The sequence below is a fragment of the Buchnera aphidicola (Kurisakia onigurumii) genome, from assembly GCF_039394605.1.
Classification (GTDB): domain Bacteria; phylum Pseudomonadota; class Gammaproteobacteria; order Enterobacterales; family Enterobacteriaceae; genus Buchnera_I; species Buchnera_I aphidicola_B.
In genome coordinates this window covers 59,331-83,419 of sequence record NZ_CP135033.1, presented here as the reverse complement: position 1 = coordinate 83,419, position 24,089 = coordinate 59,331, and the positions used below count along the sequence as shown (strand labels likewise).

The following is a 24,089-nucleotide window of genomic DNA, read 5'->3' as shown; positions in this document are numbered from 1 at the left end:
TTTTTAAAATTTATATTTTAATAATAATTTTTATTATTAATTTAAATATAAGAAAATATAAAAAAGGGGGACCCCTTTTTTATATTTGGATTATTAAATATCATTTTTATTTTTTTTTGTAAATAATAATTTTTTAGATTCTAAAATAATATTTTCTATTGTAAACCCAAACTTTTTAAACAATACTTCAGCAGAAGCAGATTCTCCAAACTGATCAATACCTATCACTTTTCCTTCTAATCCTACATATTTATACCAAAAATCAGAAGCACCTGCTTCTATAGCAATACGTAAAGTAACTTTTTCAGGTAAAACTAAATTTCTATACGAAATATTTTGTTTATCAAAAATATTTGTACATGGAAAAGAAACTACTCTGACAGAATATCCTTCTTTACTCAATTGTTCAGCTGCATGTAAAGAAATTGATAATTCAGAACCTGTAGAAATCAATATTAATTCTGGATATGCATTAAAATCTTTTAAAATATATCCACCTTTATAAATATTTTTAATTTGTGTTTTACTTCTTGAAATTACATCTAAATTCTGACGCGATAATATAAGAGCAGAAGGACCTGAATTTCTATCAAGAGCTGATTTCCATGCAATAGCTGTTTCTAATTGATCACTAGGTCTCCATACATGTAAATTAGGAGTTATTCTCAAACTAGATAATTGTTCTATAGGTTGATGTGTAGGACCATCTTCTCCTAAACCTATAGAATCATGAGTATATATAAATATATGTTTTGTATTCATAAGAGATGCCATTCGAACCGCATTTTTTGCATACTCTACGAACATTAAAAATGTAGAAGTAAAAGGTATAAAACCTCCATAATGAGATATACCATTTCCTATTGCTGTCATTCCAAATTCTCTTACACCATAATGAATATAATTTCCAGATAAATTATCTTTAATAGACTTAGATCCAGACCACATTGTTAAATTACTAGGTGCAAGATCAGCAGAACCTCCGATCAATTCTGGAAAAATAGTACTCCATTGTTCTAAAATATTTTGTGATGATTGACGAGTAGATACTATCTTTTCATTTTTAAATAAATTTTCTATAAAAATATTACTTTTTAATTCCCATTCATTTGGAAGAATTTTATTAATACGTCTATTATATTCTGAATATAATTTAGGATATTTTTTTTTGTATCCTTCTAAAATGTTATTCCAATTATCTTCTAATAATTTCCCTTGTTCTTTAAAATCCCATTTTTTATATATACTTTCTGGTACAAAAAATATTGGATATTTCCAATTTAAATTTTTACGAGTCAAATTAATTTCTTCTATCCCTAAAGGAGATCCATGACAATCTTTTGTACCTTGTTTATTAGGAGATCCATAACCTATAATTGTATTACAAATAATTAAAGAAGGTTTTTGTGTTTCTAATTTCGCTTGATTAAATGCTTTAATAATAGAATCTGCATCATGTCCATCAACTTCATTAATTACTTGCCAATTATAAGCTTGAAATCTTTTATACACGTTTTCATCAAACCAACCTGATATATTTCCATCAATAGATATTTTATTATTATCATAAATAACTATTAATTTTCCTAATTTTAAAGTACCAGCTAAAGAAGCTGCTTCATGAGATATTCCTTCCATTAAACAACCATCTCCAACAAACACCCAAGTATAATTATCTACAATAGAATAATTTGGTCTATTAAAATATTCTCCTAAAGTACGTTCTGCTATAGCCATACCAACAGCATTAGCCAAACCTTGTCCTAAAGGTCCTGTAGTAATCTCTACTCCTGGAGTATATCCAACTTCAGGATGTCCTGGAGTTTTTGAACCAAGAAATCTAAATTTTTTTAAATCTTCAATCGACAAATCATAACCTGTAAGATGTAAAACACTATATAATAACATCGATGCATGTCCATTAGACAATATAAATCGATCTCTATTATTCCAATTAGGATTTTTTGGATTATATTTTAAAAAATTTCTCCATAATACTTCCGCAATATCTGCCATACCCATAGGAGCTCCAGGATGACCTGATTCTGCATTTTGAATAGCATCCAGACTTAAAAAACGAATAGCATTAGCTAAATTTTTTCGATTTATAGGCATAAATTATATTACCGTATTAAATTATTTATTAAAGTGAATGAAAATTAATATTTTTATATTTCATATAAGACACTAATTTTAATAAAAATTAAATATATTTTTGTATAATTAATTCTAATTGATTTTGATCAAAAATGAATTTTCTTATTCCATCAGATAATTTTTCTACTGCCATAGCATCTTCATTGTGTTCTAATAAAAAATCTGATTCAGAATAAATATTAGAAACAATTTTATTTTCACATCCTAAATTAATTAAATTTTTTGGAAAAAAATCAGTACTTTCTTGTAAACTATTTAAAATAACAGGCGAAACAGTTAAATAATCGCATCCTGATAAAGCTAAAACTTGATCTTTATTTCGAAAACTAGCTGCCATAATAATAGTTTTATATCCATAATTCTTATAATAATCAAAAATTTTTTTTACTGATAAAACACCAGGATCTTCACTAACAGAATAAAAATCTATCAAACCCTTATCCATATACCAATCTAAAATTCTACCTACAAAAGGAGATATCAAATATACTTTCGCTTGTGCACAAGCTTTTGCTTGAGCAAAAGAAAATAATAATGTCAAATTAGAATTAATTTTATATTTTTTTAATTCTTTTGCTACTTGAATACATTGCCAAGTAGCAGCTAATTTAATCAAAATTCTAGATCTATCTATTCCTTCTTCTTCATACATATTAATTATTTTTTTTGCTTCTAGTAAAGAAAAATCGTAATGAAATGAAAAAGAAGCATTAACTTCCGTAGATATTTTACCCGGTATTTTTTTTAATATTTCCACACCTATACATACAGACAACTTATTAACTGCATTTCTAACTATTTGAACTTTAGAACCTCCTAATTTTTTTGCATATACAACTGATTTTTCTATCAAAAAATTATATAATCCAGAATTAACTGATTGTAAAATTAAAGAAGGATTAGTAGTAGCATCTTGTGGATTATATTTATTAATAGATTCCATATTTCCGGTATCTACAACTACAGTACTATAAGTTTTTAAAAAATCTAATTGGTTCATTTTTTTTCCTGATAATTAAAAAAATTAAAATAAAATAATAAATTGTTTATTGATTCAAAAAAAATCAAAAAAAAAAAAAAAAAAAAAAAAAAAAAAAAAAAAAAAAAAAAAAAAAATTAAAAATTAAAAATTATTATTTTGATAATAAATAGTATAATTCAAATTTTTATAAAAATTATATATAATCAATAAAATCTAGATACAATTAAACTAACATTACTACCTCCAAAACCAAAATTATTAGACATAATAGTATTAATTTTTTTAAAAACAGTATTAAAAACAATATTTAAATTTTCAAAAAAAGGATCTAAATTTTTTATATTTATACTAGGAGCAATAAAATTATACTTAAACATCAATAAACAATATATTAATTCTTGTACACCTGAAGATCCTAAAGCATGACCTGTAATAGATTTAGTAGAAGATATATAAGGAAGTTCATTTATAGAAAAAACCTCTAAAATCGATTTAACTTCATTTTTATCTCCTAAAATTGTAGATGTACCGTGTGTATTTAAATAATCTATTTTTCTATTCGATTGTTTTAAACAATCTTTCATACAATAAACAGAACCTAATACTGATGAATTTGTAATGCTAAAACCATCTGAACAAGATGAATATGCTATTATTTCTCCGTATATATAACAAGAACGAGACAAAGCATGATTTAATTCTTCTAATACTATTATTCCTGAACCACCTGAAATTACAAAACCATCTCTATTAACATCATAAGGACAAGAAGATTTATGAGGAAAAAAATTATTTCTTTTAGATAAAACATTCATTGAATCAAAACATAATGCTATATCTGCACTCAATTCTTCTGAAGCGCCTGAAAATATAATATCTTGTTTTCCTATGCGTATTAATTCAAAACTATGTCCAATACAATTAGAAGAAGTAGTACAAGCAGAACTGATAGAATAACTAATTCCCTGTATATTAAAAATAGTAGAAAGAACTGCTGATAAATTAGAAGGCATATTTTTTATAATTGTAAAAGGATTAATTTTCACAGTTCCATTAATATTTTTTTTTTTTTTACATCATTATTATATGATTTTAAAAAACCACTTCCTGATCCAATAATAATTCCAACTCTTGAATTATTTTTATATTCATGATCAAAAAGATTAGCATTTAAAATTGCTTCATTCATAGAATAATATGCATATGCAGTTGCTTCATTCATATATTTAAAATATTTTTTATTAATTGCATTACAATCAATTGATACCTTACCCCATATATTACTCTGCAATCTATTTTTTTTCATTTCTTTAGAAAAAATTATTCCAGATTTACCTTTAATTAAAGAATTCAAAACATTTTTTTCATCATTTCCAATGCTTGATACAATTCCAAAACCTGTTATTACTACACGTTTCATATTTATTGCCTTATACTTACAAAAATAATAAATAAAAATAATTATTGATGAAAAAAAATTAAAATGAAAATATACAAACATGAAAATAAAATAGAAAAATTAGGAACATTATATTTAGTTCCCACTCCAATTGGAAATTTATTAGATATTACACAAAGAGCTTTAATTGTATTAAAAACAGTAGATATAATTGCAGCAGAAGATACAAGACATACAAAAATACTACTAAAAAAATTTAAAATAAAAAATAATTTAATATCATTTCATAAATTTAATGAAAAGTTAAGAACTAAGAAAATTATCGAATATTTAAAAAATAAAAAAAATGTAGCTTTGGTATCAAATGCAGGAACTCCAATAATTAATGATCCTGGATTTTATTTAATATCTCAATGTATAGATTTATATAAAAAAATAAATATTGTTCCTCTACCAGGCCCTTGCGCTGCTATAACAGCATTAATTGCATCAGGATGTTCCACAAAAAAATTTTGTTATGAAGGTTTTATTCCTTCAAAAAAAAATACAAGAATAAAATTATTTAATTCTTTGAAAAAAGAAAGAAGAACAATTATATTTTATGAATCCTCTATTCGATTAATTAACAGTCTAATAGATATTAAAAATATATTAGGAAAAGATAGATATATAGTAATTTCTAAAGAACTAACTAAAAAATGGGAGTATATTCATAGAGGATTTATAGAAGATGTAATTTTTTGGATACAAGAAGATCACATGCGCAGTAAAGGAGAAATTGTATTAATCATAAAAGAAAAAAATAAAAAATATATAAAAAAAGAAAAAAATAAAAAAATATTTAAAACTTTTAAAATATTAAAAAAAATTTTAACTGAAAAAGAAGCATCAAAAATTGCTGTTAAAATACACAAAACAAAAAAAAATTATTTTTATAAATATTTATTTAAAAAAAAATAATATGTGACAAATTAAAATAATTAGTATAAAATAATCTCAGAGTTAGCCGGCAATAACCCTCCCTGCTTCTCTTTCTTTTCTTTTTGGTCTTCTCTTTATTCTGATTTATTTGTTTTGTTTGTTTCAAATTCTTAATTGTATTATTCTTTATTTTTGTTTATTTTTAATTTTAAAATAATGAAGTTGACTGAGATAATCGCTATTTTTGATAAATTTTTAAAAAATTAATTATTTTTTAATTTTATTCAAATATAGAGGAAAGTCCGGGCTCTATAGGGCAAAAGTGCCAGGTAACACCTGGGAGATGTAAATCTACGAATAGTGCCACAGAAAATATACCGCTATTTTTTTAAAAAAATATTATTTAAATTTAAATAATATGAATATACTATAAAAAAATAGTAAGGGTGAAAAGGAGTGGTAAGAGCACACCGCATTTTTGGTAACAAAAAATGGCAAGGTAAACTCCACTTAGAGCAAGGCCAAATATGAATTTTATAGCGTATGCCCTTGCTAAAGAAAATTCGGGTAGGCTGCTTGAATTAACAAGTGATTGTTAATCTAGATGAATGATTATCTAATACAGAACCCGGCTTATTAGTCAACTTCTAATTTTTTATTTTTTTTAATAATTAATTTAAACCAGATATTTTCATTTCTGAAAATAATATTGAACCGGATTTAATTTTACTATTTTTGTTAATATCATTACTTATTTTTACTATTTTTAAAAATATATTTATTAAATTTCCAGAAATAGTATTTTCGCTAATCGGATGTAAAATTTTTCCATTTTCAATAAGAAAACCTGATATTCCATAGGAAAAATCTCCATTTATTATATTTACTCCATCTCCCATTAATTCTGTTATCAATATTCCTTTGTTCATTATTTTCATCATTTTTTTTAAATTATATTTTTCATCATAAGAAAAAATCCAATTGGATATTGTACCTGCGTGTCCTGTAGTTAAATAATTTAATTTTTTTCCTGAATAACTATCCAATAACCATGTTTTTAAAATTCCGTTTTTTACTATGAATTGTATTTTTGTATTAATTCCTTCATCATCGAATGATTTTGATCCTAATCCTTTTTTTATAAATGGATTTTCTTGAATATTCATCCAATTTGGAAAAATTTTTTTTTCTAAATAGTTTAAAAGAAAAGTTTTTTTATTATAAACATTATATCCATTAATAGCTTTTATAAAGTTACTAAAAAAAATAGGTATAATTTCAGATTTTAATATAACAGGTAGTGTTGTTGTTTGTATTTTTTGAGGAGATAATTTCATTAAAGATTTTTTAGATGCTTGTATTCCTACTAATTCACTTTTTTCTAAATCATGTACATCTTTTGTAATTGAATAAAAATTATCTTGTTGCATTCCTTTATTATTTTTTGCAATTACACTGATAAAAATTGAAGAAAATGTAGAGCTATAGGATTTTAATAATCCTGTGCTATTTCCTATATGAAAAATTGAATAATTGCTGTTAAAAGATGCATTTTCTATATGTGATATCGATTTATGAAAATTTAAAGCAGATTTTTCCATGATAATAGTTTTTTTAAAACCTTCTGATATATTAAAATTCACATTATAAAAGTTTTTTATTTTTTTTTCTTTCCAAGTTATTTTTTTTATATCAGCTAATCCTGAAAAATTATCATGTTCAGTATAAGAAGCAATTAAAATTGCTTTTTTAATTAAAATTTTTATTGAATTAATACTTAAATCGGAAGAACAGACAGTACCTTTTTTGAAATTAATATAAACTGTTATGTAAATATAATTATTTTTTTCAAATTCTACTTTTTCTAATTTTAAGTTTTTTGATTGTATATTTATTCCTTTATTCATTTTGATAGAAATTTCTATTTCGTCTGTTTTATTTTTTGCGTATTTTATAGCAAATAAAATAATTTCTTGAAAATTAGTTTGTTTTTTTTTTATGTAGTTTAAATTATTCATGATAAGATCCTATTACAAATTTTTATTTAATAAAATTTAGAAAAAAATAATAATAATATATTTTATACACTAATTTTATTCATTATTAAATTACTAAAAAAAAATGTATAAATTAATTGTAATAAAGGAAATTATCATGAAGAATAATTGTATAAATTTTTTTAAAATAATTGCAAATATTGAAATTCCGTTTAATTCTGATCCAATCAAATATGAATTTGATAAAAAAAATAAAATAATTAATGTAGATAGAATCATGCCTTCTACAATGTTTTATCCTGCTAATTATGGTTTTATAGATAATACTCTTGCGTTGGATGGAGATACATTAGATATTTTAGTTATTACTCCTTATCCTTTACATATTATGTGTAGAATTGAATGTAGACCTATTGGAATGTTGAGAACATCAGATGAAAAAGGAGAAGATTGCAAAATTATTTCGGTTCCAACTAATAATATTACGAATGAATATGATTGTATTAAAGATATTACAGATATATCTTCATATTTAAAAAATCAAATTAGTTTTTTTTTCGAACATTATAAGAAATTGGAAAATAATAAATGGGTTAAAATTATTGGATGGGAGAACTGTGAATCTTCTATTAAAGAAATAGAAATTTGTAAAAATAGATACAAAAATAAAAAAAAAATATATTAGTTTTTATTTAAAAAATATTAAATAATTTTAAATTTATTATTTTATTTTTTTTTAAAATTATAATATAATGATTAAAAAAAAATAATTTTTTATGTATTAATTTACTTATATATAATATTTATGTATATTTAAAAGGATAAAATATGTCTCGAATTTGTAAGGTAACTGGCAGAAGAGCAATGTTTGGAAATAATCGTTCACATGCTATGAATAAAACAAAACGAAAATTTTTATTAAACATTCAAGTACATCGTTTTTGGATACCAGAAATAAAAAAATTTATTAAATTAAAAATTAGTAATAAAGGTTTAAGATATATTAATAAAAAAGGAATTTATTCATTCTTGGTAGAAAATAAAATTTTAAAAATAAAAAAAAATAGTAAAGAGGTTTTATAATGGCTAAAAGCTCTAGAGAAAAAATCAAATTAGTTTCTACTTCTGGAAGTAAACATTTCTATACAACTACAAAAAATAAAAGAAACAAATCTGAAAAATTATCTTTAAAGAAATATGATCCTATATTGAAAAAGCATGTAATGTATATAGAAAATAAAATTAAATAATTTTTAATTAAATATTTTTTAAATATTTAAAATTCTATATTTAAAAATAAATATTTTATAAAAATTTTTGTAAAAGAATTATTAAAATAAGGAAGAAAAATGTAAAAAGAATATAATCCAATTAAAACAGTTATTGGAAAAAAAACTGAAAAAATAGATATTTGAGGAGATATTCTATTTAATATAGCTAAAATAAAGTTAATAGATAGCATAATTATTACTATAGGAAAAATTAATAATAAACTTTTTAAAAAAATAATATTAAAAAATAAAATCATGTTTAAATATATATCATTTTTATTTAAAAATGTACCTATAGGAAATTTATTAAAACTGTAACAAATAATATATACTAACCATAGATCTCCATTTAATAGTAAGAAAATATACATATTAAATAAATTTAATATTCGAGAAATAATAGATATATTAATATTTGTCTTTAAATCAAAAAAATTAGCAAAAGACAATCCTATTTGAGAGCTTATAATTTCTCCAGATAAAATAGGAATTGAGAATATAATTCTTATTATAAATCCAAAAAATAATCCTATTATGATTTGTTGTATTGATAAAAAGAAAAATTCATAAAAAGATACTTCATTATTAAATTCTGGTAAAATAGGAGAAATACTAATTCCGATTAATATAGATAAAATTATTTTAATTTTTTTACTTAATATATTATCTCCAAATATAGGAACAATTAAAAAAAAAGAAATTATTCTAATAATAGGTAATATTATTTTTTTTATTATATTAGTAAAATTAATAAATTGATTAAAATCGAATTCCATATTTAATATACAACTATCGGTAAATTTAAAAATATATTTCTTGTATAGTTAATCATAATATTCAGCATCCAAGGTCCTAAAAAAATAAAAATTATTATTATTGAGATAATTTTTGGAATAAAAGATAAACTTTGTTCGTTAATTTGAGTAGCAGCTTGAAAAAAACTAATTATTAATCCTACCAATAAAGAAGATATTAATAATGGAAATGATATTAATAAAGCTGCTTTTGTTGCTTCTTTGAATATATCGACTACAGATTCTGTATTCATCATTTTTTTATTTTATTTCATTAAAATTAATATATAAAATATTATATAAAACTTTTATACAATGATTTTATTAAAAGTGACCACCCGTCTGCTAATACAAATAACATTATTTTTAAAGGTAGTGATATTGTAGAAGGAGGAACCATCATCATGCCTAAGGACATTAAAGTGCTAGAGACAACTAAGTCAATAATTAAAAATGGTATAAATATTATAAAACCTATTTGAAAACCAGATTTAATTTCGCTCATCATAAAAGATGGTAATATTATTTGAAATGGTATTTCTTCTTTATTTTTAAAATTTTTTATTTTGTATAAATTAGTAAATAACTTTAAATCAGATTCTTTCGTTTGTTTTAACATAAATTTACGAAAAGGAACAGATCCTTTTTGTATAGCTTGTATGATATTTATTTTTTCTTCTTTATAAGGAATATATGCTTCATTATATACTTGGTTGCATACAGGTTGCATGATAAAAAATGTTAAAAAAAGAGCCATTCCTATTAAAATTTGGTTAGGAGGAGCATAAGATGTACCCAATGCATTTCTCAATAAACCGAACACAATAACAATTCTTGTAAAACTTGTCATCATTAATATAAAAGCAGGTATAAAACTTAGTAAAGTTACAAAAACTAATATTTCAAAAGGAAATCTTGAATTAGTATTAAGAATGTCTTTATTTAAAAATTGATTAAAAAAATTCATTGGTTCGGAGTATGCATTAGAGCATAATAATAAAGATGTAAAAAATATAATAAATTTTTTATAATTCATTGTGTTATCCAAAAAAAAAAATATATATGCATATATATAATTTTTTATTACATTAATTGATTCTATGTAGTCTTTTAAAGATATAAAATATAAAATAATATAAATTTTTATAATAATTATTCTTGAATATGTGTAATTCTTATTCCATATTGTTCTTCAGTGACTACAATTTCTCCTTTTGCTATTACATGGTTGTTAATTAGAATATTTAATTCTTCTCCTACTACTTTATTTAAAGTTAATATAGAACCTGTTTTTAATTTTAATAAATCTTTTATTTTTATTTTTTTTTTTCCTAATTCTACTACTATGTTTACTGGTACTTCTTCAAGAATTTTAAAATTTTTAAAATTATTTTTATATTTTTTTTTATCTTTTAATTTTATTTTATCTGTTTTAGATTCGTTTTCAATAAAATTTTTACTGATATTTTCGAATTCATTTTTTATTTTTAAAATATCTTTATCTTGATTTTTTGATGTATTATTTTCTTCAGTTTCGTGAATTATTTCGTTTTCATTTAAATTTTCTTTGTTTTGTATAGATTTTTCTTTTTCTACATTAAGATTTTTATCTTGCATTTTTTTTCCTATCTTGATTTAAATATTATTTATTTTTAATAAAATTTTTTATATAACAAGAATAAAACATATTATAATTTATTAAATTTCCATTTAAAATAGGTTTATTTTCTAAGAAAAAAATTATTTTTTTAGGTTTTTTAATAGGAATTATATCTCCTATTGATAAATTTGATATCTTGGAAAATGATGTTCTAATATTTGTTAACTTGGCAATAATTTCTATTTTTACATTGTTTATATTTTTTACAGATATAGATTTATTTTTTTTATCAAATATATTATTTATAGGAATATTTTTTTTTTTATTTTTTAAAAATTTAATAAATATGAATGGTATTTCGCAGTATAGAATTTCTTTCCAATCATCAATTATTAATTCAAAACTAATTTTAACAATATTTTTATTTATTATGTCATTATGTATTTCTTTTTTATTTGTAAAAAATTTAAAATAAAGAATATTCATATTTAATAAAATTTTTTTTTGTAAAAAATAAATTATTTTTTTTGTAATCAATATTATTATTTTTTTATTAAAATGTTTTGTAGTTATAGAATTAATATAATTTTCATTTGTATTTTTTATATTTTCTTTATTTTTTTTAAAACCAAATAATTTATTAATAATGTAATGAGTAAAATTAACAGGAAGATATATTAAAATATAATTTTTTTGATTTTCAAAATATGTAAATGATAAATTATAAATTGTTTTTTTTTTAATTGAATTATATAAATGATTATTTATTTCTATATTTTTATAATTTGTTAATATCTCAATTTCAAAAAATTTAATTAATTTTTTTTGTATATGTGTAGATATTTCAATTCCTATTTTTTTTAAAAAATTTGATAAATTTTTAATTTTGTTAAAATCTATTTCTGGGTTATAACATAAAAAATTTTTTAATAAAATATTTTTTTTTGTGTCAAAACATTTTTTTTTATTTAAATGATTGAATAAATAAAAATTTTTTTTCAAAATTCAAGATCCTAATTAACAGTTATTGTATTTAGAATAATTTAAAAATTTTTTATTATTTTTTTTAAATATTAAAAATTAATATTTTTGTTTTATTTTAAATCCTTTTTTTTTTAAATTACCAATTAATTTAAAAATTTTTTTTTTTATCATTTCCATTTTTTCTTTTTGTTTTGAAAAAATAGAAATGATTATTTTTTTTTGTAAAAAATTAAAAAGAATTCGAATTTTATTTAATGAATTTAAATAAATTATTAAAAAAATGTTTTTATTTTTAATAGTAATAGGAATTATTTTATTTTCACAAAATATTTTTGTATTTTTGAAATATTTTTCTATTTTTGATAAAAAAAAATTATTTAACTTTTTTTTTTTTTTTAACAAAATAATAGAAGTAATATTTTTTAAATTTTGTTTAATTCTGTATAACATAATTTTTGTATAAATACTCAATATAATTTTATTTCGATAATAATGATAGGGTGAAAAAATATTTTTTATTTCTTCAAAATAAATTTTTTTTTTATTATTTAAAAAATAATTTATATTTTTAAAAAATGTACAACTCGAGTTAATTTTATTAGAAATAGTTTTAATTATTTTTAAAAAATTTGTATTAAAAATTATTGAAAAAAATTTTTTATATATAGGTATTTTTTTTAATGGTGTAATCTTTTTTTCATTATATTCATGATGAAAAATATTTTTATTAATCGCATTTGTTTGATTATTTATATTTTTATATTCTGATGAATGATAAAATTTTGTATATTTTGTATAATTTTCAGAATATGATTTTTTTTTATTTTTTAAATCATGAAAAAAAACATTTTTATTGTATTGAAATTCTTTTATTATTAAATCATTATTTTTTGTGTTATCTATATTATTAGAATTAATTTTTTTAAATAATTTAGTAAAATTTGCACTATTATGTACATGTTGTTTATTTTCTTTTTTAAATACATTATTAATAATTGTATTTTGTTTTTCGTTTGGATTAATTAAAGTTTTTCTTTTCATTTTTTTATTTTATTTTAAAAAAAAATTTTACTATTTTTTATATTTTGAATTAATAAAATATTTTCTTCAAATATTTTTTCGTTTTTTTGATTATTTATTATTTTTTGTTTTTCTATTAATTTAATAGATAAATTATTCCATATTTGTATTTTTTTCTGTAAATATTGAATATTTTGATAATAATTTTCAATTTTTTTATTATATTTTTTATTTTTTTTTTCTTTATTAATTATTTTTCTTTTTAAGAAATATAAAAAATTTTTATATTTTAATAGTTCTTCAGGTAAAATTCCATTTTTTATATTTTTTGATAATATTTTTTCATATTTTTTTTTTAATATATTTATTTTAAATATTTTTTTTTTTACTGTATGTTTTTTAATTTTTAGTATTTTTATATTGTATGATATTTTTAATATTTTTTTTTTTTTTATTTTTTTTAAAATAGAAATTACTGTATTTTTTATACTATCACCTATATATTTTTTTTAAAAATAAAATTTGATTTAAAAAAAAATATATATATATTTTTTATTAAAAATATATATAATTATTTTTTTAATAATTTTATAAACTCTTCGTAAGAACTTTCAAAAGAACATTTATTAAACATATCTTGTTGTAAAAATTTTTCTAAATACGGCCATATTTTTATTGCTTCATCTAAATTAGGATTGGATCCATGAATATATGCCCCTACATTAATAAGGTCTTTATTTTCATTATAAATCGAAATTATTTTTTTTAAATAACAAGATTGATAATAATGTTCTTTTTCAACTAAATTTGGCATTGCTCTACTAATAGATTTTTCCATATCAATAGCCGGATAATGACCTGATTCAGCATATTTTTTAGATAGTATGATATGTCCATCTAAAATTGATTTAGCGGTTTCTGATACAGGATCGCTTTCTCCTTCACCTTCTGTCAGTATAGTATAAAAAGAACTAATCGATCCTTCTTTATTTTTTCCATTTCCACATCTTTCTATAAATAATAATAATTTAGAAAAAACTGAGGTAGGATATCCTTTCGTAGAAGGAATTTCTCCTAAAGATAAAGATATTTCTCGATGAGCCATAGCAAATCTAGTTAAAGAATCAATAATTAGTAACACATTTTTTTTTTTCTCTCTAAAATATTCTGCAATTCGTACGGAATATAGTGAAGCTTGAACTCTTACTAAAGCAGGATTACTGGCAGTAGATACTACAACAATAATGTTTTTTATATTAATATTATTTTGGATAGATTTAATAAATTCAGTAACTTCTCTACTTCTTTCTCCAATTAAACCTACTACTATTATATCAGCTTTAGTAAATTTTGTGATCATAGTTAATAACATACTTTTACCAACTCCAGCTGTGGAAAAAATTCCCATCCTTTGCCCTCTACCAATAGTTAAAAAAGTATTAATTGATCGTATTCCTACATCTAAAATAGAATTAATAGGAGATTTTTCTAAAGGATTAATTGTTTTATTTGTAATAGAAACAAATTCGTCAAATTTAATTTTTTTTTTTCCATCTAACGCGTTTCCAAAACAATCTACTACTCTTCCTAGCAAATTAAAACCAACAGGTATTTTTTTTTCTATTGTATTATTTTTATTAAAATTTTTAGGGTATACTCGAGATCCAGGTGATAAACCTTCTGGGTCTTGAAATGGCATTAAAATAATTTTTTTATTTTTAAAACCAACTACTTCTGATTCTATATATAGAATATTTCCATTAGATAAAATTTTTTCAATTACGCATTGAGAACCAATTGGAAGTTGTAAATTTTTTACTTCTAGCAATAATCCTATAGAACTAGTTAAACATCCATATTTAACTAATTCTGGAAAATATTCTATTTTTTTTCTAAAATTATTGATTTTTTCTAACCACCGATCCATTCTTTTTATCATATGATATTATCCTCAGATTTATATACTCGATATAAATCTTTCCATAAACCATTTAATGTTGCATCTACATTTCCTATTTCTGAAATAATTTTACATCCTTCTACAGGGATATCATTTTTATATATAATTTTCCAATTATACATTTTTATTATTTTTTTTAATTTTTTATCTACAAATAATTTATTTTTTGGATGTATTATTATTTTTTTTTCTATAGCATCAGAAAAATCTGTTTGAATAATTTTTTTTATTTTATGTTCTAAAAAATCTTGAGTATTTATTTCTTTTATTCCAATAATATCTTTTAAAATTTTTAATGATAATTTCAATATATATGAAGAAAATACTTTATCTAATTTTTTTAATGATTTTTGAAAATCAAAAAAAAGATTTTCTAATTTTATATATACTGTATTATTTAATTTTTTTAAAGCATAATTTTTTCCTTCTTTAAATCCTTGTTGATATATATTATTTTTTTCTTTCATTAAAATTAATTCATTTTTTTTATTTAAATTATTTTGATAATTTATTTTTTTTTTTTTTGATTTTTTTTTTATATTTAAATCAGATTCATTATTATGATTTTCAGATTCATTTTTTAAAAAATTAATTTTTTCAGGATACCAACGAATCCAATTTTTTTTCGAAAAATTTTTAGACATTTTAATTCTCAATATCGAGTATAGATAATTCAAATTTATTTAACATTAGTTTTATTTTTTTTAATACTATTTCTTGTTTTTCATATATTAAATTAGGAGAATAAAAATTTTTTTTATTTATTTCGCAGTTAAATAAATTTAATTGATTTTCGGACATATTTTTTATTATTTTATTTTTAAAAATTTTATTTTTGTCAAATATAGATATGTATATTGTTTTTATATCTATATTAAGTAATATTTTTTTAATTCCTGAATCACTTATTTTTAAAATATTTTGAAATGTAAAATTTTTTAACAAAATATTATTAGTTAAATCTTTATTTTTTTTGTAAATATTTTTCAATATTATATTATTTTTTTCTACATATTTTGAATTTAACATATTTTTAATAATTTTTAAATTTTCGTTTTTTTTTGTTTTCAATTTATGTAAATAAATAATTTTATCAAGAATATTGCTTAGTTCTATTTTTGCAGAATCATTTAAAAATTGAAATTCTGATATTTTAATAATTATATTCGATTGTATTTCTAAATTAAAAAATGAAAATATTTTTTTATATTTTTTTGTTTTTATATGCATGAGAATTATAGATATAAATTCTATATTTTCGTTTTTAATTAAATCGAAAATATCTTTTGAAGGAATTGAATTTAAATATTTTATATTTAATAAAAAATTTTTTTTTTGATTTATTTTTTCAAATAATTTTATTCCTTTTTGTTGTCCTAATCCCATTTTTAATATTTTTAATAAATTATTTTTTTGAATTTTTTTTTTATCATTTATTTTATTATATAAACTTCTGTATTCATGAATAACTTCTTTTATTATATTTTCAGGAATTTTTTCTAATTCTGAATTTAATAAAAATATTTTTTGTATTTCTTTTTGTGTTAAGTATGTTAATACTTTAGAACTTAGTTCTATATTCATTATCATTAATAATAATGCACTTTTTTGTATTCCACTAAGATTCATATTTTTCATTTATCCATTTACGAATAATTTTTGCTATTATTTTTGGTTTATTTTTTGATATTTCTGTAAATTCTATTTCAGAATCTTTTGATTTTATATTTTTAGATTTATTAATATTGAAATTAGAATTAATTTCTTTTTTATTTTTTTCTTTTATTGTTTTTATTATAGTATCATTTTTTATTGTATTTTTTTTCTTATTATAAAGAGATAAAATTTTTCTAAAATAAAAAATACTAAAAATAAAAAAAATAAAAATTATACTTTCTAATAAAATATTTTTATTATAACTATTTTTATTTTTTTGTATGATTATATTTTTTTTTGGTTTAATAGAGTTAAAAAATTTTGAATTAACAACTTTAATTGAATCTCCTCTTTTTTTTGAATATCCTATTGATTCTTGTACTAATTGAGTAATATTTTCAATTTTTTGTTTTTTTAAAGGAACATATTTTCCATTTTTATTCTTATCGTAATTTATAATAACTGCAGCAGATATGTGTTTAATGTCTCCAAGATTAATTTTAGTATGAATAGTGCTATGGTTTAATTCATAATGTACTGTATTTTCATTATGAAAACTGGAACCTGGATAAATTTTATTATTTATATTTTTTTCTGTTTCAGAATCTTGTAATTTATAATCTTTTTTTACTTCTAATAAATTTATTTTTTCTTTATTAGGTTTTTGTATATTAACATTATTAAAATCATTAGTATCTGTTGGTTCTACTTCTGCATTATTATTTTTTTGAATTAATCTAATTGATTGTTTATTTTTATTATAGTTTGGTTGATATTTTTCTTCTATTTTATTTTGATTATTAAAATTAATTTCTGCTGTTACTTTTGCATATATATTATTTGGTCCTAATAATGGTATAAGAATACTTTCTATTTTTTTTTTATAATATTCTTCGATTTCATTTAAATATTTTAAACGTACATTATTAAATTCTAATATTTCATTTCCTGGTCGATTCAATAATTTTCCATTTTGATCAATAATAGTAATATTTTCTGGTTTTAAATTAACAATACTGCTTGATACTAGATGTACAATTGATGCAATTTGTTCAGATGTGATTTGTATTCCTTTTTTTAGAGTTAATGAAATAGCAGCTGAAGAATTTTGTTTTTCATCTAAAAAAATTGTATTTTTTGGAATAGCTAAATGTATTCTTGCATGTTTAATACCATTAATAGATTGAATAGTACGAGATAATTCACCTTCTAATGCACGCTGATAGTTAATTTTTTCGTTTAGCTGACTAATTCCAAATTTTTCTTGATCTAATAACTCAAATCCAATATTTTTATTTTCTATTGGATCCATATTTGATAATATTGATTTTGCTAGTTTAATTTTATTTTTAGGAATATATAAATAATTATTTTTTTTATCAATTTGATATGGAATATTTAAATTTTTTAGTTGATGAATGAAATCATTATTTTTTTCTTGTGATAGTTCAGTATATAATAATTCATATTTTGGATGTTGATTCCATAATATAAAAGAAATTATTATAGAAATAATAAAAGATATGGTTATTAATGTAAATTTTTGTTTCTTATTATATAAAATTAATATTTGTTGTAAAAAATTTTTTTTATGTTTTTTTGATTCTGTTTCTTTTCTAGTATTCATATACATTTCCTAGATAAATAGATATCTTAAATAAAATGATAATTTATAATAATAAAAAATAATAATTAATTTTTTAATTGTATAAAAATTTTAAATTTAATAAAAATATTGTTTTCATTTTTTATATATAATATATTAATATTTTTATTTGATATATTGAATATATACAAAAATAAAATAAAAAAAATAAATATATTTAAATATTATATTTGAGGAAAAAAAATATGTTTTTTGATATTATTTTAAGTAATTATGAAATTATTAAAAATAATATAATAGATTCTATTGTAGGAAAAAAAAATAAAAATAATGATTTTATATCAGAATTAAAAAATATAAAAAAAACATTTTTATCAAATAATGATGAAATAAATAAAAATAATTTAGATATAAAAACTGATTCTATAAAAAATACAATTATAAATAATAAAAATAGTGATCATAAAATTTTTTCATCAAAATTCCTTTCGGATGATCCAAATGTAATTCCTTTAAATGATTTTATTTTGGAAATGCAAAAAAAATCTATTACTTTACAAATATTAACATGTGTAAAAAACAAAGTATTGAGGGCTTATCATGACATTATGCATTCTAATATATAAATTTTGTTTTGAATAAAAAATAATTTAATTTCTATTAAACTACATATTCATATGTATTTAATACAGCGCGTAAATTAAAATTTACGCTCTGTATTTATGAAATATTAAAAAATTTTTATACTTTTTTTATATATGCATTGATAATAAAATTTATTCTATGTAGTACTTTTTTCCGACCTAATAATATAATTATGCTAGTAATATTTGGTGAATTAATTGAATTTGTTAATATAACTCTTAATAGCATACTAATATCTTTCATTGTTAATTGATTATTTAAAGAATATTTTTTCAAAAATGATACAATGTTTTTTTGTTCCCAATTATTTAATTCTAAAAATTTTTTTATTAGAGATAAAAAAATTTCTTTTTTATATATTAAAACATATTTTTTTAATAAATTTGTGTCATAATTTGATATATTTTTATATAAATACCAACAAGATTTTACTAATTCTTTAATATTAGAACATCTTTTTTTAAATAAAATAATTATTTCTTTTAAATCAATATTTTTATAAAGAATAATTTTATTTTTAATACAATATTCATTAAACAATACCACTAAATTATTTATAGAAATTTTATTTAAATAATAATGATTAATCCATAATAATTTTTTTAAATTAAAACTACTAGAAGATTTTTTTACAGAATGTAAAGAAAATAATTCAATCATCTCTTCTCTACTAAAAATTTCTTGATTTTTATATGACCATCCTAATCTTATTAAATAATTCAAAATTGATTCTGGAAAAAACCCATCTTTTTGATATTTTAATATATTAGTTAAACAATCTCTTTTAGATAAATTTGTTTTTTGTTCATTGGTAATCATTGATAAATGAGCATATTGAGGTACAGTAAATTTTAATGCATTTAATATATTAATTTGTCTTGGAGTATTATTAATATGATCTTCACCTCTAATTACATGTGTGATTTTTGTGTCATAATCATCTACTATTACACATAAATTATAAGTAGGTAAACCATTACTTCTTTGAATTACTACATCATCTAATTCTGAATTATTAAAAATTATTTCTCCTCTTACTTTATCCTGAAATATAACTGTTCCATTTTGTGGATTTTTAAAACGAATCACATGTGTAGAATTTTTTTGTATTTTTAAATTTTTACAAAATCCGTCGTATCTCGGTTTTTCTTTTTTTAATAATTGTTGTTCTCTTAATTTTATTATTCTATTTTTTGAACAATAACATCTATAAGCATGATTTTTTTCTAGTAAAAAATTAATTATATCTTTGTATCGTTCTATTTTTTTACTTTGAAAATAAGGACCTTCATCCCATTTTAAACCTAACCAATTTAACGTATCTATAATATGTGTACTATATTTTGAACAAGAACGGTTAGAATCAGTGTCTTCGATACGTAAAATAAATGAACCTTGAAATTTTTTGGCAAATAACCAAGAATATAAAGCTGTACGAATATTTCCAATATGTAAAAATCCAGTAGGGCTAGGAGCAAATCTTGTTTTTATTATCATAGTCGTGAACCTTATTATTTTATTTTCTAATATAAAAATATTATATTTATAAAAAATATTATGCATTTTATAAAAAAAAGATTGACTCGAATTATATAATCCATATATTATATTATTATGGGTGATTAGCTCAGTCGGTAGAGCTCCTCTTTTACACGGAGGAGGTCGGCGGTTCGATTCCGTCATCACCCAAATATAATTATATATAAAAATTACAATGGGTCGTTAGCTCAGTCGGTAGAGCAGTTGACTTTTAATCAATTGGTCGCAGGTTCGAATCCCGCACGACCCACAATACATCATTAAATAATATTTTTTATTAGAATCAAAAATTCGTTTTCATTTAAAATTTTAACTTTTAGTTTTTTAGATTTTATTAATTTTTTACTTTTATGCGTATATTTTCCGCACAATAAAAAATCAGTATTTTTGGAAACTATATTTTGTATAATAAATCCATTTTTTTTTAATATTTCATTAATTTCATTTCTAGTAAATTTTATTAACTTTCCTGTAATAACAATTTTTTTGTTTAAAAAAAAATTTTTTTTATTTTTTAATATAAACAAATTTTTCTTTTCAAATTTAACATGTTTTATTAATTTTAAAATTATTAACATAGAATCTTTATTTTTTAAAAATGAAATTATATTATTTGCTATATTTTTACCTATTTTATTAATTTTTAATAAATCTTTTAAATTAGCATTGATAAAATTTTGTACGTTTATATAATTTTTTGATAAATATTTGGAAACTGAAATTCCAACACCGTGAATTCCTAATGAATATATAAATTTTTCTAAAGATATTTTTTTTGCAATATTTAAAGATTGGATTATATTATTAGCTTTTTTTTCTTTAATTCCTTCTATATTTTTTAAATTTTGTACCGTTAATTTGAAAAAATCAGAAGGTATTAATACAATTTTATTTGAAAATAATTTATGAATAATATGCGGACCTAATCCTATTATATTAAAAGCATTTCTAGATACAAAGTGTTCTAATTTTTTTTTAAGTTGTTCAATACAATTAAAATAATTATTACATCTGGAAATCTTCATATTATTTTCTTCAATAATTTTAGTATTACAAGATGGACAATTTTGAGGAAATATAATTTTTTTCATTTTCAAAAAATTTTTATCAGTAGTATTAACAACTTTCACTACATATGGAATAACATCTCCAGCTCTGCGTATTAGAACTGTAGAACCAATTAATATTTTTAATCTTTTTATCTCATATCGGTTATGTAACGAAGCATTTTTTATTATGACTCCTGATATTTTTATTGGTTTTAATCTAGCTACTGGTGTAATTATTCCTGTCCTACCCACTTGAAAATCTACATTTAATATTTTGGTTTGTTTTTCATAGGGAGAAAATTTGATTGCTATAGCCCATTTTGGATATTTATTTGTATTCCCTATTTTTTTTTGATCATTTAAATCATTAATTTTAACTACGATACCGTCAATTTCAAAATTTAGTAGATCTCTTTTTTTTTGAAAATAGAAATAATATTTTTGTATTTCATTAATTTTATTAGTTAAAAAAATATTTTTATTTACAGGTATTCCCCAAGATTTTATTTTTTTAATCATATCATAGTGATTATTAGGTATATTTTTCATTTTACATATTCCATATCCATGGCAAAAAAACATTAATTTTCTTTCTTTTGTTATTTTAGGATCATTTTGACGGAGAGATCCAGCAGCTGCATTTCTACTATTCGAAAAAATAGTATTACATAATATATTTTTTTTTTGATTTAATTTTTTGAAATCTGAGGAAAGCATATATATTTCTCCTCTTATCTCAATAATTTCTGGAATTTGATATTTTGAATTTAAAAATTTAGGTATATTTTTAATATTAAAGGAATTTAATGTAACATCCTCTCCTTTTATTCCATTTCCTCTAGTTAAAGATCTAATTAAAATTCCTTTTTTATATAAAAGACTAATTGCTAAACCATCTATTTTTAATTCGCACGATAAAGAAAAAACTTTTTTTTTTATTTTTTTTTGAATTTTTTTTTTAAAAACTTCTATTTCTTCAACGTTATAGATATTTTGTAAAGATAACATAGGTGTAAAATGTTTTTTTATTTTAAAAAAGTTTAACATTTTAAGACCAATTTTTTTTGTTATCGAGTCATTTTTTTGAAAATTTTTACTTTTTTTTTCTAATTTTTGTAATTTTTGAATTAATAAATCATATTCTATGTCTGAAATAATAGGATTATCTAATGTATAATATCTATAGGCATGATAGCTAATTTTTTTTTTTAATTTTTTTAATTTTTTATTATTACATTGCATATTTTTATAATTTAATTTAATTAATTGGATTTAAAAAAAAACAAAAAATTTTTAAAATTTTTTGTTTTTCGTGAAATAAAATATATATATATATTATTATTAAAATTAATATAAATATAAAAATATTTTAATAATTAAGATACATTTTTCTAATTCAAAAAATGTATACTATTTATAATACTATACTTATAGTAAGTTATTTTTTTTAATAAAAATATGTTATAAATAAAATAAATTACTTCTTATATTATTTTTAACATAGTATCTACTAACTAAATAGGGATTTTATGCATACATGCTACAAAGATAACTCTATGACTATAGGAAATACTCCTTTAGTTAAATTAAATAGAATAGGTAATGGAAATATTTTTGTAAAAATTGAATCTCGTAATCCTGGTTTTAGCGTAAAATGTCGTATTGGGGCAAATATGATCTGGAATGCAGAAAAATTAGGATTATTAACAAAAAAAACAACTTTAATTGAAGCAACAAGTGGTAATACAGGAATTTCATTAGCTCATGTTGCAGCATCTAGAAATTATAAGATAATTATTACTATGCCAGATTCAATGTCTATAGAACGAAAAAAATTATTACTTGCTTTAGGGGTTGAATTAAAGTTAACAGCAGGAAGTGAAGGTATGACTGGAGCAATAAATCTTGCTCATTCAATCGTTGCTTCTAATCCAAATAAATATCTTATGTTACAACAATTTGATAATCCTGCAAATCCAGAAATACACAGAAAAACTACCGGACCTGAAATATGGAAAGACACTAATGGAGAAATAGATGTATTAGTAGCAGGAATTGGTACAGGTGGTACAATTACAGGAATCAGTCAGTATTTTAAAAAAGATAAAAAAATTAATTCTTTTATTAGTGTAGGAGTTGAACCAAAATCTTCTCCAGTAATCAGTCAATTTTTATCTGGGAAAAAAATCAAATCAGGAAGACATCAAATTCAAGGAATTGGAGCTGGATTTATACCTAAAAATTTAGATTTAAATTTAGTTGATCAAATAGTAAAAATTTCTGATCAAGAAGCTATTGATATGGCAAAAAGAATAATGTTACAGGAAGGAATTTTATCTGGAATATCATCGGGAGCAGCAGTAGCAGCAGCATTAAAAATTCAAAAAAATAAAAAATTTTATAATAAGAAAATTGTTGTTATCTTACCTTCTTCTGGGGAGCGTTATTTAAGTACTGCATTATTTCTTGAAAACAATAAAATATCATAATTAATTTTAAAATATAAGTA

Annotated in this window: 21 protein-coding genes, 2 tRNA genes, 1 other RNA gene and 1 pseudogene; 9 read left to right on the top strand and 16 right to left on the bottom strand. The window is 20.0% G+C overall.

All coding sequences use genetic code 11. The features are described 5' to 3' along the window. Positions 1-93: 93 nt before the first annotated feature. From tkt to RJU59_RS00375, 3 genes and pseudogenes are all read right to left on the bottom strand, one after another. On the bottom strand, positions 94-2,115 hold the full coding sequence (gene tkt / locus RJU59_RS00385) for a transketolase (RefSeq protein WP_343155196.1): 2,022 nt from the start codon (positions 2,113-2,115) through the stop codon (positions 94-96). Positions 2,116-2,203: 88 nt separating this feature from the next. Continuing rightward, positions 2,204-3,157: a transaldolase gene (gene tal / locus RJU59_RS00380; RefSeq protein WP_343155195.1), complete on the bottom strand. Its 954-nt coding sequence runs from the start codon at positions 3,155-3,157 to the stop codon at positions 2,204-2,206. Between the two features lie 185 nt (positions 3,158-3,342). Continuing rightward, a pseudogene (locus RJU59_RS00375) lies at positions 3,343-4,559 on the bottom strand (beta-ketoacyl synthase N-terminal-like domain-containing protein). Between the two features lie 63 nt (positions 4,560-4,622). Here RJU59_RS00375 and rsmI point away from each other — a divergent pair. Then, positions 4,623-5,498: a 16S rRNA (cytidine(1402)-2'-O)-methyltransferase gene (gene rsmI, locus RJU59_RS00370; RefSeq protein ID WP_343155194.1), complete on the top strand. Its 876-nt coding sequence runs from the start codon at positions 4,623-4,625 to the stop codon at positions 5,496-5,498. Between the two features lie 179 nt (positions 5,499-5,677). Then, positions 5,678-6,111: RNase P RNA component class A (rnpB, locus tag RJU59_RS00365), an RNA gene on the top strand. 19 nt (positions 6,112-6,130) lie between these two features. Here the strand turns inward: rnpB and RJU59_RS00360 are convergent. Continuing rightward, complete coding sequence (locus RJU59_RS00360; RefSeq protein WP_343155193.1) at positions 6,131-7,477, bottom strand: metallopeptidase TldD-related protein; 1,347 nt, start codon at positions 7,475-7,477, stop codon at positions 6,131-6,133. Between the two features lie 136 nt (positions 7,478-7,613). Here RJU59_RS00360 and ppa point away from each other — a divergent pair, with 136 nt between their 5' ends. The 3 genes from ppa (at position 7,614) to rpmG (ending at position 8,706) form a co-directional block, all read left to right on the top strand. Further along, positions 7,614-8,141 (top strand): inorganic diphosphatase, encoded by a 528-nt coding sequence (gene ppa / locus RJU59_RS00355; protein ID WP_343155192.1) that lies wholly within the window; start codon positions 7,614-7,616, stop codon positions 8,139-8,141. Between the two features lie 143 nt (positions 8,142-8,284). After that, positions 8,285-8,539, top strand: coding sequence for a 50S ribosomal protein L28 (gene rpmB, locus RJU59_RS00350; protein WP_343128668.1), 255 nt, complete (start codon positions 8,285-8,287; stop codon positions 8,537-8,539). Further along, positions 8,539-8,706, top strand: a complete 168-nt coding sequence (rpmG, locus tag RJU59_RS00345) for a 50S ribosomal protein L33 (protein WP_343128667.1) — start codon at positions 8,539-8,541, stop codon at positions 8,704-8,706. Before rpmB ends, rpmG begins: the two co-directional genes overlap by 1 nt. Positions 8,707-8,732: 26 nt before the next feature. Here the strand turns inward: rpmG and fliR are convergent, their stop codons facing one another. From fliR to fliF, 10 genes are all read right to left on the bottom strand, one after another. Then, complete coding sequence (gene fliR / locus RJU59_RS00340) at positions 8,733-9,503, bottom strand: flagellar biosynthetic protein FliR (protein WP_343155191.1); 771 nt, start codon at positions 9,501-9,503, stop codon at positions 8,733-8,735. A 2-nt stretch (positions 9,504-9,505) separates the two neighbouring features. Beyond that, positions 9,506-9,775 (bottom strand): flagellar biosynthesis protein FliQ, encoded by a 270-nt coding sequence (gene fliQ / locus RJU59_RS00335; RefSeq protein WP_343155190.1) that lies wholly within the window; start codon positions 9,773-9,775, stop codon positions 9,506-9,508. A 41-nt stretch (positions 9,776-9,816) separates the two neighbouring features. After that, positions 9,817-10,557 (bottom strand): flagellar type III secretion system pore protein FliP, encoded by a 741-nt coding sequence (gene fliP, locus RJU59_RS00330; protein WP_343128664.1) that lies wholly within the window; start codon positions 10,555-10,557, stop codon positions 9,817-9,819. Positions 10,558-10,673: 116 nt separating this feature from the next. Beyond that, positions 10,674-11,138 carry a flagellar motor switch protein FliN gene (fliN, locus tag RJU59_RS00325; RefSeq protein ID WP_343155189.1) on the bottom strand — a complete coding sequence of 155 codons (465 nt, stop codon included), beginning with the start codon at positions 11,136-11,138 and terminating at the stop codon, positions 10,674-10,676. A 25-nt stretch (positions 11,139-11,163) separates the two neighbouring features. Beyond that, the gene (locus RJU59_RS00320) at positions 11,164-12,123 is read right to left on the bottom strand and encodes a FliM/FliN family flagellar motor switch protein (protein WP_343155188.1); all 960 of its coding nucleotides are present in this window, start codon (positions 12,121-12,123) and stop codon (positions 11,164-11,166) included. 78 nt (positions 12,124-12,201) lie between these two features. Continuing rightward, positions 12,202-13,146 carry a hypothetical protein gene (locus RJU59_RS00315; RefSeq protein WP_343155187.1) on the bottom strand — a complete coding sequence of 315 codons (945 nt, stop codon included), beginning with the start codon at positions 13,144-13,146 and terminating at the stop codon, positions 12,202-12,204. Between the two features lie 550 nt (positions 13,147-13,696). After that, positions 13,697-15,064, bottom strand: a complete 1,368-nt coding sequence (locus tag RJU59_RS00310; RefSeq protein ID WP_343155186.1) for a FliI/YscN family ATPase — start codon at positions 15,062-15,064, stop codon at positions 13,697-13,699. Beyond that, the gene (locus RJU59_RS00305) at positions 15,061-15,729 is read right to left on the bottom strand and encodes a FliH/SctL family protein (RefSeq protein ID WP_343128659.1); all 669 of its coding nucleotides are present in this window, start codon (positions 15,727-15,729) and stop codon (positions 15,061-15,063) included. The genes RJU59_RS00310 and RJU59_RS00305 overlap by 4 nt, the downstream gene beginning before the upstream one ends. Position 15,730: 1 nt before the next feature. Next, on the bottom strand, positions 15,731-16,714 hold the full coding sequence (locus RJU59_RS00300) for a FliG C-terminal domain-containing protein (protein WP_343155185.1): 984 nt from the start codon (positions 16,712-16,714) through the stop codon (positions 15,731-15,733). Continuing rightward, positions 16,704-18,368: a flagellar basal-body MS-ring/collar protein FliF gene (fliF, locus tag RJU59_RS00295; RefSeq protein WP_343155184.1), complete on the bottom strand. Its 1,665-nt coding sequence runs from the start codon at positions 18,366-18,368 to the stop codon at positions 16,704-16,706. The genes RJU59_RS00300 and fliF overlap by 11 nt, the downstream gene beginning before the upstream one ends. A 224-nt stretch (positions 18,369-18,592) precedes the next feature. Between fliF and RJU59_RS00290 the strand changes: the two genes are divergently transcribed. After that, positions 18,593-18,973, top strand: a complete 381-nt coding sequence (locus RJU59_RS00290; RefSeq protein WP_343155183.1) for a flagellar hook-basal body complex protein FliE — start codon at positions 18,593-18,595, stop codon at positions 18,971-18,973. Positions 18,974-19,088: 115 nt separating this feature from the next. On the opposite strand, the gene gltX is transcribed toward RJU59_RS00290, so the two are convergent. Then, positions 19,089-20,489, bottom strand: a complete 1,401-nt coding sequence (gene gltX, locus RJU59_RS00285; RefSeq protein WP_343155182.1) for a glutamate--tRNA ligase — start codon at positions 20,487-20,489, stop codon at positions 19,089-19,091. A gap of 119 nt (positions 20,490-20,608) precedes the next feature. Here gltX and RJU59_RS00280 point away from each other — a divergent pair. Together RJU59_RS00280 and RJU59_RS00275 are read left to right on the top strand one after the other, a co-directional pair. After that, positions 20,609-20,681 (top strand) — tRNA-Val (locus RJU59_RS00280). A 27-nt stretch (positions 20,682-20,708) separates the two neighbouring features. Next, a tRNA-Lys gene (locus RJU59_RS00275) sits at positions 20,709-20,781 on the top strand. A gap of 10 nt (positions 20,782-20,791) precedes the next feature. Here RJU59_RS00275 and ligA read toward each other — a convergent pair. Beyond that, complete coding sequence (gene ligA / locus RJU59_RS00270; RefSeq protein ID WP_343155181.1) at positions 20,792-22,822, bottom strand: NAD-dependent DNA ligase LigA; 2,031 nt, start codon at positions 22,820-22,822, stop codon at positions 20,792-20,794. Between the two features lie 287 nt (positions 22,823-23,109). Here ligA and cysK point away from each other — a divergent pair, with 287 nt between their 5' ends. Then, the gene (gene cysK / locus RJU59_RS00265) at positions 23,110-24,069 is read left to right on the top strand and encodes a cysteine synthase A (RefSeq protein WP_343128653.1); all 960 of its coding nucleotides are present in this window, start codon (positions 23,110-23,112) and stop codon (positions 24,067-24,069) included. Positions 24,070-24,089 lie beyond the last annotated feature (20 nt).

What these genes read in the sequence shown, in the direction of transcription:
- tkt (WP_343155196.1), bottom strand. Translation starts at nt 2,115, where the DNA reads ATGCCTATAAATCGAAAAAATTTAGCTAATGCTATTCGTTTTTTAAGT.
- fliQ (WP_343155190.1), bottom strand. Translation starts at nt 9,775, where the DNA reads ATGAATACAGAATCTGTAGTCGATATATTCAAAGAAGCAACAAAAGCA.
- rsmI (WP_343155194.1), top strand. Translation starts at nt 4,623, where the DNA reads ATGAAAATATACAAACATGAAAATAAAATAGAAAAATTAGGAACATTA.
- gltX (WP_343155182.1), bottom strand. Translation starts at nt 20,489, where the DNA reads ATGATAATAAAAACAAGATTTGCTCCTAGCCCTACTGGATTTTTACAT.
- RJU59_RS00310 (WP_343155186.1), bottom strand. Translation starts at nt 15,064, where the DNA reads ATGATAAAAAGAATGGATCGGTGGTTAGAAAAAATCAATAATTTTAGA.
- RJU59_RS00360 (WP_343155193.1), bottom strand. Translation starts at nt 7,477, where the DNA reads ATGAATAATTTAAACTACATAAAAAAAAAACAAACTAATTTTCAAGAA.
- tal (WP_343155195.1), bottom strand. Translation starts at nt 3,157, where the DNA reads ATGAACCAATTAGATTTTTTAAAAACTTATAGTACTGTAGTTGTAGAT.
- ppa (WP_343155192.1), top strand. Translation starts at nt 7,614, where the DNA reads ATGAAGAATAATTGTATAAATTTTTTTAAAATAATTGCAAATATTGAA.
- RJU59_RS00300 (WP_343155185.1), bottom strand. Translation starts at nt 16,714, where the DNA reads ATGAATCTTAGTGGAATACAAAAAAGTGCATTATTATTAATGATAATG.
- fliN (WP_343155189.1), bottom strand. Translation starts at nt 11,138, where the DNA reads ATGCAAGATAAAAATCTTAATGTAGAAAAAGAAAAATCTATACAAAAC.
- RJU59_RS00315 (WP_343155187.1), bottom strand. Translation starts at nt 13,146, where the DNA reads ATGAAAAGAAAAACTTTAATTAATCCAAACGAAAAACAAAATACAATT.
- rpmG (WP_343128667.1), top strand. Translation starts at nt 8,539, where the DNA reads ATGGCTAAAAGCTCTAGAGAAAAAATCAAATTAGTTTCTACTTCTGGA.
- fliP (WP_343128664.1), bottom strand. Translation starts at nt 10,557, where the DNA reads ATGAATTATAAAAAATTTATTATATTTTTTACATCTTTATTATTATGC.
- cysK (WP_343128653.1), top strand. Translation starts at nt 23,110, where the DNA reads ATGCATACATGCTACAAAGATAACTCTATGACTATAGGAAATACTCCT.
- RJU59_RS00305 (WP_343128659.1), bottom strand. Translation starts at nt 15,729, where the DNA reads ATGTCTAAAAATTTTTCGAAAAAAAATTGGATTCGTTGGTATCCTGAA.
- fliR (WP_343155191.1), bottom strand. Translation starts at nt 9,503, where the DNA reads ATGGAATTCGATTTTAATCAATTTATTAATTTTACTAATATAATAAAA.
- RJU59_RS00290 (WP_343155183.1), top strand. Translation starts at nt 18,593, where the DNA reads ATGTTTTTTGATATTATTTTAAGTAATTATGAAATTATTAAAAATAAT.
- rpmB (WP_343128668.1), top strand. Translation starts at nt 8,285, where the DNA reads ATGTCTCGAATTTGTAAGGTAACTGGCAGAAGAGCAATGTTTGGAAAT.
- fliF (WP_343155184.1), bottom strand. Translation starts at nt 18,368, where the DNA reads ATGAATACTAGAAAAGAAACAGAATCAAAAAAACATAAAAAAAATTTT.
- ligA (WP_343155181.1), bottom strand. Translation starts at nt 22,822, where the DNA reads ATGCAATGTAATAATAAAAAATTAAAAAAATTAAAAAAAAAAATTAGC.